Source organism: Nocardia sputi (genome assembly GCF_023501985.1).
This window is the reverse complement of sequence record NZ_JAMFLC010000005.1, coordinates 249,392-263,004: the sequence shown is the minus strand read 5'-3', so window position 1 is coordinate 263,004 and position 13,613 is coordinate 249,392. Positions and strand designations below refer to the sequence as shown.

The window sequence follows — 13,613 nt, the reverse complement described above, 5'->3', positions numbered from 1 at the left end:
CGTGCCGATTTGGAAAGGACCCATCCCCCCACACCGAACTCCGCGACCCTCCTGCGATCGCATCTCTGCCGAGAGTGAACCACATGTGCGCACGATGGGCAACGCTGCGAATGACCAAGGGTGGCAAGACTCCCCGCGTCCCCGCCCCGCCCCGAGTTCTCGGGGCGTGATGTCCTGAATCGGACACGGCACAGCGCGCGCCGAAACGGAAGTCAGTCCAGGTCGTCGTGCCGCATCAGCAATCGCGCCGCCTCGGTCACCGAACCCGTCAGCGAGGGGTACACCGAGAAGGTCTGGGCCAGGTCGTTGACCGTCAGGTTGTTCTGCACCGCAAGGGCGATCGGCAGGATCAGCTCCGAGGCGATCGGAGCGACGACGACGCCGCCGATCACCACGCCGGTCGCGGGGCGGCAGAAGATCTTGACGAAACCGCGTCGCAGCCCGGACATCTTGGCGCGGGGGTTCGTGTTCAGCGGCAGCATCACCGTGCGGGCGGGGACCTCACCGTTGTCGATCGCGTTCTGGCTGACGCCGACGGTCGCGATCTCCGGCCGGGTGAACACCGCGGAGGCAACGGTCTTCAGGCGAATCGGGCTGACGCCCTCCCCGAGCGCGTGGTACATCGCGATGCGTCCCTGCATCGCGGCCACCGAGGCCAGCGGCAGCAGGCCGGTGCAGTCGCCCGCGGCGTAGATGCCGGGCACCGACGTGCGCGAAACGCGATCCACCCGCAGGTAGCCGCCGCGGTCGAGTTCGATGCCGACCCGCTCGAGTCCGAGCCCGGCGGTGTTGGGTGTCGAGCCCACGGTCATCAGCGCGTGCGAGCCGGAAACCGTGCGTCCGTCGGACAACTTGACCACGATGCCGTCGGCGGTGCGCTCCACCGCGTCGGCGCGGGCGTGCTTGACCAGTTCGACGCCGCGTTCGGCCAGCGCGTCCTCCAGCACGAGCGCCGCGTCGGCGTCCTCCCCGGGCAGAACGCGGTCGCGGCTGGAGACCAGCTTCACCCGCACACCCATTTCGGTGTAGGCGGAGACGAACTCGGCGCCCGTCACACCGGAACCGACGACCACCAGGGTCTCCGGCAACTCCTCGAGGTCGTAGAGCTGACGCCAGTTGAGGATGCGTTCACCGTCCGGCTCGGCGCCCGGCAGCACGCGCGGGCTCGCGCCGGTGGCGATCAGCACCACCTCGGCCTCGATGGTCTGCTGCGCGCCGTCGGCCAGCTTGGCCAGCACGCGGTGCGCGGCCAGCCCGCCGGCGCGGTCGATCAGCTCGCCGTACCCGGCGAGCACGGTCACCCCCACGGTCTGCAGCTTGGAGCGGATATCGGAGGACTGCGCGAGGGCCAGCGCCTTCACGCGCCCGTTCACCTCCGCCAGCTGCACCTGCGCCTGGTTCGGGTCCAGGGTGATCCCGAGATCGCGAGCGCGGCGCAGGTCGGTTCGCACGCCGGTCGAGGCGATGAAGGTCTTGGACGGGACACAGTCCCAGAGCACACACGCGCCGCCGATGCCGTCGGAGTCGACCAGCGTCACCGACGCTCCGTGCTGTGCCGCCACCAGGGCCGCCTCATAGCCGGCCGGTCCGCCGCCGATGATCGCGATGCGGGTCATTGATACCTCCGCTCGTGCTTCGCGCCGGGATCTCCGGCACGGGTAAACGTTATCCGGCAACCTCCTCGCACTACCGAGCGCGTTACCGGTGCGCAACAGTTCCGCACCACGCGCCGCGCCGCAGGTGCGGCAATCAAACGCGGTCTGCGAAGGTTATTGGCTACCCTTCTCTGGTGCCGATCTATGCCGCCTATGGGTCCAACATGGACTCGACGCAGATGCTCGAGCGCTGTCCGCACTCCCCCATGTCCGGGACGGGCTGGTTGGAGGGCTGGCGGCTCACCTTTGCCGGTGATGACATCGGCTGGGAAGGGCCTCTCGCGACGGTCGTGGAGGATCCCAATTCCCGGGTGTTCGTCGTGCTCTACGACGTGTCCCCCGAGGACGAACAGCGGCTGGACCGCTGGGAGGGCTCGGACTTCGGTATCCACAAGAAGATCCGACTGCGCGTCACCCGCAACGCCGACGGCGGCGAACCCACGCTGGCCTGGCTGTATGTGCTGGACGCCTACGAGGGCGGCCTGCCCTCGGCCCGCTACCTCGGCGTGATCGCCGACGCCGCCGAAAAGGCGGGAGCGCCAGAGGATTACGTCCACGCCCTACGAACCCGCAACAGCCGGAACGTCGGCCCGGGCAACTTCGGCTGACCGCGACAGTCCGCCGACGTCAGCGGCGTGGCCGACCCGAGGGTTCGGCCACGCCGCTGCACCGGCAACGCCCCGTGTGACGAACAACAGCGCCGGTGTGACGAAGAACTCAGCGCGCGCCGAGCACGAGATTGCTCAGCACCCGCACGCCGACCGCGAGGGCACGCTCATCGATGTCGAAGGTGGGCTGGTGCAGGTCCAGCTGTTCGCCCTCCCCAGACCAGACGCCCAGGCGCGCCATCGCGCCCGGCACCTCCTCGAGATACCAGGAGAAGTCCTCGCCACCGCCGGACTGCAGAGTGTCGGCCAGCGCGTCGGGGCCGAGCGCGCGGATCGCGTCCTCGAAGATGCGGGTGGAGTGCTCGTCGTTGACCACAGGAGGCACGCCGCGCCGGTAGTTCAGCTGGTAGCGCACGCCCGTCGGGGCCAGCAGGCCGTCGACGATCTGCCGCACCATCGGCTCCAGCAGCGACCAGGTGGCGTGATCTCCGGTGCGGATGGTGCCGGTGAGCATGCCGGTCTGCGGAATGGCGTTGGGCGCTTTTCCCGCGCTCACCGCACCCCACACCATCACGGTGCTGGTGCGCGGGTCGATGCGACGGCTGAGCAGGCCCGGCAGGCCGGTGATGACCGAGCCGATCGCGTAGACCAGGTCGCTGGTCAGGTGTGGACGGGAAGTGTGGCCGCCCGGCGAGTCGAGCACCAGCTCGATGGTGTCGGCGGCGGAGGTGATCGCACCGACGCGGATGCCGACCCGGCCCACTTCCAGGCGCGGGTCACAATGCAGCGCGAAGATCCGCTCCACACCCGTCATCGCGCCCGTGGCGACCACGTCGATCGCACCGCCCGGCATGACCTCCTCGGCGGGCTGGAACACCAGCCGCACCCCGACCGGCAGCTCCGGCACCTCGGCCAGCGCCAGCGCCGTGCCGAGCAGGATGGTGGTGTGCGCGTCGTGGCCGCACGCGTGCGACACGCCGGGCACCGTCGAGGCGAAGGGCAGTCCGGTGAACTCCTGCAGCGGCAGCGCGTCCATATCGGCGCGCAGGCCGATTCGCGGCCCGTCCGGCCCGATGTCACAGATCAAGCCGGTGCCGCCGGGAAGTACCTGCGGCGCCAGGCCCGCCTTGGTCAGCCACGCCGAGACGAACTCGGTGGTGCCGAACTCGGTACGGGACAATTCCGGGTTGGCGTGGATGTGCCTGCGCCATTGGACGAGATCGACCGTGTGATCGGCCAGCCACGACTCCACCGCTTCCCGCCCGGATCCCACGGTCTCCGACGCCGCGGAGCCGCCGGTGCTCTCCACGGCCACGCGGATACCCGCTGCCTGGCCCGTCGCCGGCGCCGCCGAACGGCCGGTTGTGCTCACCGAATGTCCTCCTGTCGTTGAACTAGCCGTTGCAACAACCTGTCTCTATGGATGTCATCGCGGGCGACGGCGATAGCGGTACGCGCGAGGGCGAGCGCACCGTCGAGGACCGCACGATCCGCCGAAGCGTTGACGCTGGCCGCGGCGAAGCCGGGCTGATGTGTCACCGCACCACCGGCATCGATGCCGATGACCGGGTGGATCCCCGGAATGACGTTGGTGACGTTCCCCATATCGGTGCTGCCCAGCGGCCGCTGCGCCTCGAACTCCGGAGCCAGCGGCACGCGTCCCAATCCGGCGAGTTGCTCGCGATAGACGAGCAGCAACTCCGGATCCGGGGTCAGCTCGGTATACGTCGGCGCGAGCGTCCGGATTTCGTGGGTGCAGCCGGTCGCGAGGGCGCCCGCCTCGAAACAAGCCGACGCTCGTCGCATCAGATCGTCGAGGGATGCGGAGTCGACTGCGCGTAGATAATACAGCAGTTCCGCACGTCCGGGCACGATGTTGGGAGCTACGCCACCGTCGCCGACTATACCGTGCAGTTGCTGGCCGGGCAGGAGATGCTGCCGCAGCAACCCCAGAGCGACCTGTGCGACGGTCACCGCGTCGCCCGCGTTGCGGCCCTGCTCCGGGGCCGCGCTGGCATGCGCCTCACGCCCGTGGAAGACCACCGAGACGTCGGCCAGAGCCAGCGACCTGGCGCCGACGATGTCGAGCGGACCCGGATGCACCATCATCGCCATCGCGACGTCATCGAACACCCCATGTTCCAGCATGAGCACCTTGCCGCCGCCGCTCTCCTCGGCAGGGGTGCCGAACACCAGCACAGTCAGGTCCAGCGCGTCGGCGACCTCGGCGAGACCGAGCGCCGCCCCCACCGCGGACGCGGCGATGACGTTGTGCCCGCAGGCATGCCCGATCTCGGGCAGCGCGTCGTACTCGGCGCAGATGCCGACGGTCAGCGCCCCGCTGCCATAGCGTGCTCGGAACGCCGTCGGCAAGCCGGCGACGCCGTTGTCGATCTCGAAGCCACGCTCGGCGAGCGGAACGACGGTCTTGGCGACGCTGCGGACCTCCTCGAACGCCAGCTCGGGTTCGGCGTGGATCGCGTGTGACAGGCCGATCAGCTCGGCCGACGCCGCTCGGATCGCGGCGTCACTGCGACCGGCCGGGTCGACCTCGCACACGGCGTTGCCGTCGTGTTGCGATTCCTGGCGCCCGCTGCGCGGTGGTGGCATGCAACACAGTCTCGCACTGCTGTGTTTGTTTATGCAGCGCCTACGGCGCTGCGTGTTCGCGGCCCCCTTGTGGCCGCGAACGGACAATGCTCGGTCTCGCTTCGCTCGAAAGACGTGGTTGTGCCCGTGGTGGAGACGACACCTCGACCTGCGGACTTGGGGCCTGCTATTCGTCGGCGGTCGTCTTCGTGCGGACCGGTGCAACTCATATCCGCCCGCGCGCGACGGTGCCCCGAGAGGAGCCGAGGTATGAGCCGGCTGTCCGAGCGCGGCGCGCGCCGGGTCCAAAGGGGCGGGCTCAGCCTGCGGCGAATGCCAGGGTCTCCGAGGTCGACGGAATCAGCCCGCCACGAACACCGAGCTCCCCGAGCCGGACGGAATCAGCCCGCCGCGAACGCCAGGTTCTCGGGGGTGGTCGGCACCGCGAGACCGGCCAGGGCCTTCGCGTGCAAGGCGCGCTTGATCACCGGCAGGTTGGGCTTGCGGTTGCTCGCCAGGGCCGCCGCCCGCTCGATCGCGGTCGCGAGCAAATCGAGGGCTTCGGCCTTGCCGTCGGCGATGCCCGCGGCAATGGCCTCGTCCGCCGCGTAGCGGTGGCCGGTGGTCATCGCCTGCACACAGACCTGGTTGGTCAGCCGCTCGGTGAGCAGGGCGTTCATCCCGATGGTGAACGGCATGCCCAAGTGCACCTCGGGCAGGCAGTAGAAGCCGCGATCGGCGCGCATCATCCGGAAGTCGTGCGAGGTGGCCAGCATGGCCCCCGCGCCGAAGGCATGGCCGTTGATCGCGGCCACGGTCGGCAGCGGGAAGGCGAGCAGGCGGGTGTAGAGCGAGTGCACGCGGTCGAGGTAGCCGTGCATCTTGTCCAGGTTGCCGAACAGCCAGTCGGTGTCCAGACCGTTGCTGTAGAACTTCCCGGTCGCGGTGGTCACCAGCGCGGCAGGTCCCTGGGAGCTCTCGACCTCGTCCAGCAAGCCGTGGAATTCGTCGATCCAGTCCGGGTGGAAACGGTTCTCGCTGTCCGTCTGTCCCTCGGTGCCGAGGTACACGACGAACACTTCACCTTGGCGTTCGAGATACGGCATGCGGTGCAGCGTATCGGGCCACATCGAACACCCCTACTCGCGGGTAGAAAGTCGAATGCCGACCCGCGACGAGCAACGCCCGACCCGACCTTTGCGATGCCGGCCCATGGTCGCGCCCCTCGATGCCGCCGATCCCGATGCGGCACGACTGATCCGAAGGCGACGAGAACTCCAGCCAGTCGGCCAGGCGTCGTCCAACCGCGCTGACACCCGCCGCGACCACACCCGGCCACCGCCCACCCGACCTGGCCAACATCCAGCTACCAGCCACCGGTGGGAAGCGTGCCAGCAGGACGACCGCCCATGCGATCACACCGGCCGATGCCGCCGCCGGGGCTCGGCTGCATCACCACCGACGCGCCCACACCCGCCCAACTCCCGGTTTCGAGCGAAGCGAGACCGAGCATTGTCCGTTCGCGGCCCGGCTCGCGTCCGAGTGGCCGACGCGTAGGCGACGAAGGAGCAAGCGGCGGCCGCTCGGACGCGAGCCACCGAGGGGCCGCGAACACTCAGCGCCGCAGGCGCTGATAATCAAACAGAGCTATGGTGACGATCATGCTTGCCGAACAGGCCGCCGAGGCGATCGCCGAACGTACGGGAGTGTCACGCCACCGGGTCGCGGTGGTGCTGGGGTCGGGCTGGCAGGACGCGGCCGCGGAGATCGGGGCGCCGCGGGCGTCGGTTCCGATGCCGGAGCTGCCGGGGTTCGGGACACCGACCGCCCAGGGCCATGTCGGCATGGTCCATTCGGTTCAGGTGGACGACAACGCCGTGCTGCTGCTGATGGGCCGCCAGCATCTCTACGAGGGCTACCAGCCCGCCGATGTGGTGCATCCGGTGTCGGCGGCCGTGGCGGCGGGCGCGGAGATCGTCGTGCTGACCAACGCCGCGGGCGGTATCCGGCCCGGCCTCCGGGTGGGTGAGCCGGTGCTGATCAGCGACCATCTCAACTTGACCGGTCGCACGCCGCTGGCAGGCGCGACGTTCGTCGACCTGGTCGACGCCTGGGACCCCGAGTTGCGGGCGGTCGCCAGGGAGATCGACCCAAGCCTGACCGACGGCGTCTACGCGGGCCTGACGGGGCCGCAGTACGAGACACCCGCCGAGATCCGGATGCTGCGCACGATCGGCGCGGACCTCGTCGGCATGTCCACGGTGCTGGAAGCGATCGCCTGCCGCGCGCTGGGCGCCCGGCTGCTGGGCATCTCGCTGGTCACCAATCTGGCCGCGGGGGTGACGGGCGCGCATCTGTCCCACGCCGAGGTGCTCGCCGAAGGGCACGCCGCGGCGCCACGGCTGGGCAAACTGCTGCGCGGCGTGCTGGAACGGGTGTAGATGCTGCGGTTCGGCACGGCAGGACTGCGCGGGCCGCTGCGCGACGGCCCGGACGGCATGAACGTCACCACGGTGAGCAGGGCTACCGCCGGGATCGCGGCGTGGCTGCGCGAGCGCTGCCTCGGCGGCGGCGCGGTGGTCGTCGGCCGCGACGCCAGGCACGGTTCCGCCGAGTTCGCCGCGGCGACCTCGGAGATTCTCGCGGCGACGGGCTTCGCGGTGACGCTGCTGCCGCGTCCGCTGCCGACCCCGGTGGTCGCGTACGCGGTGCGTGCGCTGGGGGCGGTCGCGGGCGTGCAGATCACCGCCTCGCACAATCCGGCCACCGACAACGGCTACAAGGTCTACCTCGACGGTGGATCGCAGCTTCTCGCCCCGGCCGACGCCGAAATCGAGCGCTGCATCGAAGCCGTCAGCGAGCCGATCGATCGTCAGCCGGTGACCCCCGCAGACGACGACGTGGTGCGGCGCTATGTGCGCCGCGTCGCCGAATTACCCTCCCGGATCGGCGGACCGGGCGAGCGCGCCGGGATCCGGATCGCACTCACACCACTGCACGGCGTCGGCGGCGAACTCGCCGTCGAAGCGCTCGGCGCGGCGGGTTATCCCGACGTCCATGTGGTAGATGAGCAGTTCGCACCGGATCCCGACTTCCCCACCGTCGCGTTCCCGAACCCCGAGGAACCCGGTGCGAGCGATCTGCTGCTCGCGACGGCGGCCCGGGTCGGCGCCGATGTGGCGATCGCGCTGGATCCCGACGCGGACCGGTGCGCGGTGGGTGTCCCGCGCCCGGACGGTACCTGGCGGATGTTGCGCGGCGACGAGACCGGCGTACTGCTGGCCGACTGCGTGCTGCGCACCGCTCCCCCGGACTCGCTGGTGGCGACGACCATTGTGTCGTCGCGACTGCTTTCCGAGCTGGCTCCCGCTCGCGGCGGCCGCTACGCGGAAACGCTCACGGGATTCAAATGGCTGGCCCGCGCGGGCGACGGCTTGGTCTACGCCTATGAGGAGGCGATCGGCCACTGCGTCGACCCGGCGGCGGTCCGGGACAAGGACGGTATCTCCGCCGCCGTGCTGGTGGCCGATCTGGTGGCCCGGCTGAAAGCCACGGGTCGCGTCCTCGATGACGAACTCGACGACTACGCGGTCGAATTCGGCTTGCACACGGGCGACCAGGTGTCGCTGCGGCTCGCCTCGGCCGCCGATGCCGCCGCGGTGGTGCAGCGGTTGCGGGCGCACCCGCCGGAGCGGATCGCGGGCGAGCCGGTCGAGTACACCGACCAACTCCGGGTGCGGGGACGGATGCGGACCGACGCGCTGATCTTCGAGGGTGTCTCCTCCCGTGTGGTCGTGCGACCTTCCGGCACCGAGCCGAAACTCAAGTGCTACTTGGAGGTGGTCGAACCGGTCGGCTCGCACGCCGATCTTCCGGCCGCGCGAGCCGCTGCGTGCGTACGCCTTTCGGCGCTGCGCGACTTCTGCCGGGCGCTCTGACCGTCAGCGCGGTCCGAACTGCCTGTCGCCCGCGTCGCCGAGACCGGGCACGATGTAGGCGTTCTCGTTCAGTTCCGCGTCGACGACAGCGGTGACCAGCCGCACCGGCAGGCCCGAGTCCGCCAGTGTCGCAATACCTTCCGGCGCTGCGACGACGCAGACGGCGGTGATGTCGGTGGCGCCGCGCGCCGCGAGCAGTTGCAGGGTGTGACGCATAGAGCCGCCCGTGGCCAGCATCGGATCGAGCACGAAGACCGGCAGCCCGGCGAGATCGGCGGGCAGCGACTCCATATAGGGCACCGGCTGGTGGGTTTCCTCGTCGCGGGCGAGGCCGACGAATCCGATTCTGGCGTCCGGGATCAGTTCCGCGGCCGCATCGATCATGCCGAGCCCGGCGCGCAGCACCGGGACCAGCAGCGGCGGCCGGGCCAGCCGGACGCCTTCGGTGGGGGCGACCGGTGTGACGATCTGGAAACGCTCGACCTCCGCGTCGCGCAGCGCCTCGTAGATCAGGATCCCGGTCAGATCACGCAGTGCGGCACGGAAAGCCGGATTCGCGGTTCGCTCGTCCCGCATCGTGGTCAGCAGGGCGGCGACGAGTGGATGGTCCACGGTGTGGGTGCGCATGAGGGAACGATAAGGTCGGCCCGGGGTGCGCCGCCGGACGCCACGGAACTTTTTTCCGAAGCGGCGGAACCGAACCGGAACAGCGCGCGTCGAACCAAGTGGATGACGTACTCTGCCTGGGAACAACAGATGGGGGAAGCTCTGATGCGAAAGATGTCGGCGGACACCGAGGGCATCGCGGCCTACGGCGCGACCACTCACGTCATGGCCGGTGATATGGCGGCGGCGGGAGTGAGCGCTGCGGCGGCGGAACCCGCGCTGCTCGGCCCGATCATGGGGCTCATCGGCGGTGACTTCATGGCGGCCTATGCCGCGGCGCACGCCGGGCACGTCGCCGCGATCGGCCAGCTGTCGGCGGTGCTCACCAGTATGGGCGGCGCGGCCACCGGAGCGGCGGCCGTCCTCACCGAGACCGACGCCACCCACGCGAGCGCGCTGCGGAACGCGGCCGCCGAAGTGGAGTGAGCCGGTGATCGACATCAACGCGCTGGCCAAACCGATCTTCGACCTGCTCGCCAGCTTCGGCAGCGGCGTGCTGCCCTCGGGCGGCCCCACGGACGCGCTGCGCAGCACCTCGGCCGTGGTCGACCAGATCCACCAGATGGGCCGCGACAGCATCAACGGTATGAACACCGCCTGGGACGGCCGTGCCGCCGACGCGGCCACCGCCAAGGCGCTGCGCGTGCAGACCTCGGCGGCCACCATCTCCGATCGCGGCAACGAGATGGCGACGGTCGTGAACCAGGCCGCGGGCGAGGTCGAGACGGGTCAGAAAGAGCTCACCGACATCGCGCAGTCCTTCGTGAACACCGCCGCGAGCATAGGTCCGGCCCTGGCGACCCCGCAGGGGCTGACGGTGCTCGTCGGCACGGCGATCGACCATCTCGGCCAAGCGCTCAACGTCGTCGGCCGGGTGCACAACGAATTGCAGACGCACACCGCGTCGATGAACGAGCTGACCCCGCCGCCCACGACCCCGTCCCTGTCCGGCGTGCCCGTACAGCAGGTGGTGTCCACCGCCTCCGGCGCACTCAACGGCGCGGGGCAACTGCTGAGCACCGCGATGGCCACGCCGACGCTGTCCCAAGCCATGCGTGGTCCCAGCACCACGCCGGGCACCTCGGGCACGCCCAAGCCCGACACCGGTTCCTCGGGAGCGCCCGACGACGGCAAGGGCGTGAAGATCACGCTGCCCGACGGCAGCGTCGTGGAGGCGCCCAACGAACAGGCCGCCACGGCGGTCCGGTCGGCGATCGGCGCTGTCGGCACGCCCTATGTCTGGGGCGGCAACAGCCCGGGCGCGGGATTGGACTGCAGCGGGCTCACCAAGTACGCCTACGGCGAGGCGGGCGTCGACCTGCCCCGGCTCGCGGCCGAGCAGGGCAACGGGGCCACACCGGTCTCGGCCGGTGACCTGATGCCCGGCGACCTGGCGATCTGGGACGGCCACGTGGCCATGGTGATCGGCAACGGGCAGTTGGTCGAGGCGGGTGACCCGGTCCAGATCAGCTCGATTCGAACGGAGAACTCAGGCATGGACTTCTACGGTTTCTACAGGCCGACGGCATGACCCAACCCCAGGTCCCCAATGTCACGGTGGCTGCCAGCAGCAACCGGTCGGGCACCATCTCGGTGCGCGCTACCGATCAGGGCATGCCGGTGGAGATCAAGTTCGAGCGCAGCGAATACCGTTACGGCGCACAGTCGCTGGCGAACGAGATCCTGCGGCTCACCCAGCGCTCCGCCATCGCGGCGCGGGCGCGGCGGCGCGAATTGCTCGCCGAGGCCGGCATGCCCTCGGACATTCTCGACCGGCTCGGCCTGCCCACCCGCCAGCAGGCGGTGGACGAGCTCGACCGGATCGATGACGCGGACACGGGACCGACGACCTGGATGAGGCCGGTATGAGCGCGGAAATGGACGCCCTGGTCGCGTCGGCTACCCAGAAACTGGAGGCGCTGGAAGCCGCGCTGTACGGGCTGAAGCAGGTGCGCGGACGGTTCACCTCCGAGGACGGCGCGGTGAGCGTCGAGGTGAACAGCGATGGCGCGATGGTCGGCCTGACCCTCGCGGAATCGGTCACTTCGCTGCCGCCCACCGAGGTCGGACAGTTGATCGTCTGGGCCTGCAGGCAGGCCGCCGAGGACGCCGGCGCGCAGCGATCCAAGGTGGTTGCGACACTGAACGAGTCGTTCGTCCCGGCCGGGCAGCCGCCCGCGGGCACGAATGGGGGCGGGCCGGATAGTGCCTGACGCGGAAGGTCGATAGGCTTCCGCACATGGCTTCTGGAGACATCGTCCCGATCGAGCTCGGCCTGACCGACGGCGATCTCGTCACCCTGTGGGCACCGCGCTGGCGAGACGGTGACGACGAGTGGGAGGCGTTCCTCGGTCACGAGGATGCCCTCTACGGTTTCGAATCCGTGGCGGAGCTGGCCGCGTTCATCCGCACCAGCTCCGACAACGACCTCATCGACCATCCGGCGTGGAAGGTTGTCGCGGGTCTGTCCGCGGTCGAACTGGAACCGGAGGAGAACTTCACCTTCGATCTGGTCGCCGTGCCGGAGCTGGCCGCCGGTGACCCCGACGTGGACACCGTCGCCGAGTTGGAAGACACCCTCGGCATGGTGCGCAACATCGGTGAGGTGTGCGAGCTCGAGACGGTGACCAAGTTCTTCGGTTCGCATCCGGTACTCGGCGCGCTGCCCGGCGGGGTGAGCGCGTTCGTCGGCCGCGACGGAGAGGAGTTGTGGGACCAGATCGGCGCGGCCATCGCCAAGGACTGGGACGATGTGCTGGACGCCATCGACTCCGTCGTGCAGACGCCCGAGGTGGACGCCGAAGCGGTCGCGGTCGCCGAGGCCGAGCTGCTGGCCGCCGAGGAGAACGTGGTCGACGCCGACGACGCGGCCGACAGCGACGAGGAGGAATTCGAGCCCGTCGACCTCGACGAGGAAGAAGACGACGAGGAAGACGAGGACGAGGACGAATCGTTCTGGCACGAGGTCGGCATCGACCCGGTCAAGATCGTCACGTCCGAAGGCAGCGTCTTCACGCTGCGCTGTTACCTCGACGACGAGCCGATCTTCCTCGGCACCAAGGGCGCGATCACGGTCTTCCCCTCCGAGCGTGCGCTGGCCCGCTACCTCGCCGACGATCACGAGCACGACCTGGCCCGCGTGAGCACCTTCGCCGACGTGCAGACCGCGGCGGTGGACGGCTCGCTGGAGGTGGAGGTCACCGACGAGAACGTCTACGTGCTGCCCGGCTTGGCCGAGGACTTGGCGGAAGGTCCGGAGGCGGTCGACATCGAACAGCTGGACCTGGCGGTCGAGCTGTTCACCGACGCCGCCGACTACGCCGACGACGACACGGTGGAGCAGGCGCTGGCGCAATCCACCCCGCTGGGCTGGTATGTCTCCTACCTGCTGAATCCCGACCCCACCCGGTTGGCGCCCAACCCGCCGTTCACCGCCGAGGCCCAGGCCTGGCGCGAACTGGAACGCCACCTGGAGTCCCGGCTCGACAAGCAGTAACTAGCTCAGCCGGATCCACACCTGCTCGGCCTGCCCGAGCAGGCGTTCGTCGGCGCCGTAGACAGCGGTCGAGGCCCAGCATTTGCGGCCTTGCTCGCCGTGGAACTCGCCAACGACGACGCAGCGCTCGCCGACCTGCGGCACGTCGTGCACGGTGGCGGTCATCGAGCCGAGCAGTGCGGGACGTTCGAGCATGCCGGGGAGCGACCAGCCGCCGGGGCAGTCCATCGCGGCCCACAGCAGCGGCGGGCCCAGCGGCACGGTGTCGTCGGGCACCCACGGCGAGGCTACTCGAGCCTCGTCCACTCGTCCGGGTTCGATGCGCAGCCCGTCGGCCCGCCGGCTGCCGCAGACGAAGCAAGAGGCGAACATCTCGATGCTCGTATAGCCGCGCGCTGCCTCGGCCGCGTCATCGAACCGGACATGACGCGGTGCGTCCCGCATGAGCTCGCCGCTGTTCGACTCGGCGATCAGCGTGTCGCCCTCGTACAGCCGTCGGCCGCGCACGTCGAGCGGCGTCTCCAGCGGCGGCGGGCTGCGCAGGATCACGGTCACGGTCTGCTCGCCGCGCTGCTCGGCGAGCAGACCGGCCACGTAGCCACCGTTGCCGGAGTCGGGTGGTCCGTTGAACCGGCGGGGGATACGCAAGGTCGCCATGTCG

The 13,613-nt window shown here is 69.8% G+C and carries 14 protein-coding genes; 8 read left to right on the top strand and 6 right to left on the bottom strand.

Translation table 11 applies throughout. The features are described 5' to 3' along the window. Positions 1–212: 212 nt before the first annotated feature. Positions 213–1,616, bottom strand: a complete 1,404-nt coding sequence (locus tag M8859_RS10480; protein ID WP_195071632.1) for an NAD(P)H-quinone dehydrogenase — start codon at positions 1,614–1,616, stop codon at positions 213–215. A 173-nt stretch (positions 1,617–1,789) separates the two neighbouring features. Between M8859_RS10480 and M8859_RS10475 the strand changes: the two genes are divergently transcribed. Further along, positions 1,790–2,263, top strand: a complete 474-nt coding sequence (locus tag M8859_RS10475) for a gamma-glutamylcyclotransferase family protein (RefSeq protein ID WP_159923162.1) — start codon at positions 1,790–1,792, stop codon at positions 2,261–2,263. Positions 2,264–2,372: 109 nt separating this feature from the next. On the opposite strand, the gene M8859_RS10470 is transcribed toward M8859_RS10475, so the two are convergent. The 3 genes from M8859_RS10470 to M8859_RS10460 form a co-directional block, all read right to left on the bottom strand. Further along, the gene (locus tag M8859_RS10470) at positions 2,373–3,515 is read right to left on the bottom strand and encodes a M20 family metallopeptidase (protein WP_370523783.1); all 1,143 of its coding nucleotides are present in this window, start codon (positions 3,513–3,515) and stop codon (positions 2,373–2,375) included. Between the two features lie 116 nt (positions 3,516–3,631). Next, a complete protein-coding gene (locus M8859_RS10465) occupies positions 3,632–4,873 on the bottom strand; it encodes a M20 family metallopeptidase (protein ID WP_159923160.1) in 1,242 nt (413 codons plus the stop codon). Between the two features lie 380 nt (positions 4,874–5,253). After that, a complete protein-coding gene (locus tag M8859_RS10460; RefSeq protein ID WP_249644147.1) occupies positions 5,254–5,958 on the bottom strand; it encodes an enoyl-CoA hydratase-related protein in 705 nt (234 codons plus the stop codon). Positions 5,959–6,513: 555 nt separating this feature from the next. Between M8859_RS10460 and M8859_RS10455 the strand changes: the two genes are divergently transcribed. Together M8859_RS10455 and M8859_RS10450 are read left to right on the top strand one after the other, a co-directional pair. Beyond that, positions 6,514–7,293 (top strand): purine-nucleoside phosphorylase, encoded by a 780-nt coding sequence (locus M8859_RS10455; protein ID WP_159923156.1) that lies wholly within the window; start codon positions 6,514–6,516, stop codon positions 7,291–7,293. Continuing rightward, on the top strand, positions 7,294–8,790 hold the full coding sequence (locus M8859_RS10450; RefSeq protein ID WP_195139534.1) for a phospho-sugar mutase: 1,497 nt from the start codon (positions 7,294–7,296) through the stop codon (positions 8,788–8,790). It abuts the gene before it with no gap. 3 nt (positions 8,791–8,793) lie between these two features. Here M8859_RS10450 and upp read toward each other — a convergent pair whose 3' ends face one another. Continuing rightward, the gene (gene upp / locus M8859_RS10445; RefSeq protein ID WP_159923152.1) at positions 8,794–9,417 is read right to left on the bottom strand and encodes a uracil phosphoribosyltransferase; all 624 of its coding nucleotides are present in this window, start codon (positions 9,415–9,417) and stop codon (positions 8,794–8,796) included. A gap of 144 nt (positions 9,418–9,561) precedes the next feature. Here upp and M8859_RS10440 point away from each other — a divergent pair, with 144 nt between their 5' ends. The 5 genes from M8859_RS10440 to M8859_RS10420 are packed head-to-tail and all read left to right on the top strand — an operon-like array spanning position 9,562 to position 12,952. Then, positions 9,562–9,882 (top strand): type VII secretion target, encoded by a 321-nt coding sequence (locus tag M8859_RS10440; protein WP_159923150.1) that lies wholly within the window; start codon positions 9,562–9,564, stop codon positions 9,880–9,882. Positions 9,883–9,886: 4 nt separating this feature from the next. Next, on the top strand, positions 9,887–10,987 hold the full coding sequence (locus M8859_RS10435) for a C40 family peptidase (RefSeq protein ID WP_249644146.1): 1,101 nt from the start codon (positions 9,887–9,889) through the stop codon (positions 10,985–10,987). Beyond that, positions 10,984–11,325: a hypothetical protein gene (locus M8859_RS10430; RefSeq protein WP_159923146.1), complete on the top strand. Its 342-nt coding sequence runs from the start codon at positions 10,984–10,986 to the stop codon at positions 11,323–11,325. Before M8859_RS10435 ends, M8859_RS10430 begins: the two co-directional genes overlap by 4 nt. Further along, complete coding sequence (locus M8859_RS10425; RefSeq protein ID WP_159923144.1) at positions 11,322–11,669, top strand: YbaB/EbfC family nucleoid-associated protein; 348 nt, start codon at positions 11,322–11,324, stop codon at positions 11,667–11,669. The genes M8859_RS10430 and M8859_RS10425 overlap by 4 nt, the downstream gene beginning before the upstream one ends. A 26-nt stretch (positions 11,670–11,695) precedes the next feature. Then, positions 11,696–12,952: a SatS C-terminal domain-containing protein gene (locus tag M8859_RS10420; RefSeq protein WP_159923142.1), complete on the top strand. Its 1,257-nt coding sequence runs from the start codon at positions 11,696–11,698 to the stop codon at positions 12,950–12,952. On the opposite strand, the gene M8859_RS10415 is transcribed toward M8859_RS10420, so the two are convergent. Continuing rightward, complete coding sequence (locus M8859_RS10415; RefSeq protein ID WP_159923140.1) at positions 12,953–13,609, bottom strand: hypothetical protein; 657 nt, start codon at positions 13,607–13,609, stop codon at positions 12,953–12,955. Positions 13,610–13,613 lie beyond the last annotated feature (4 nt).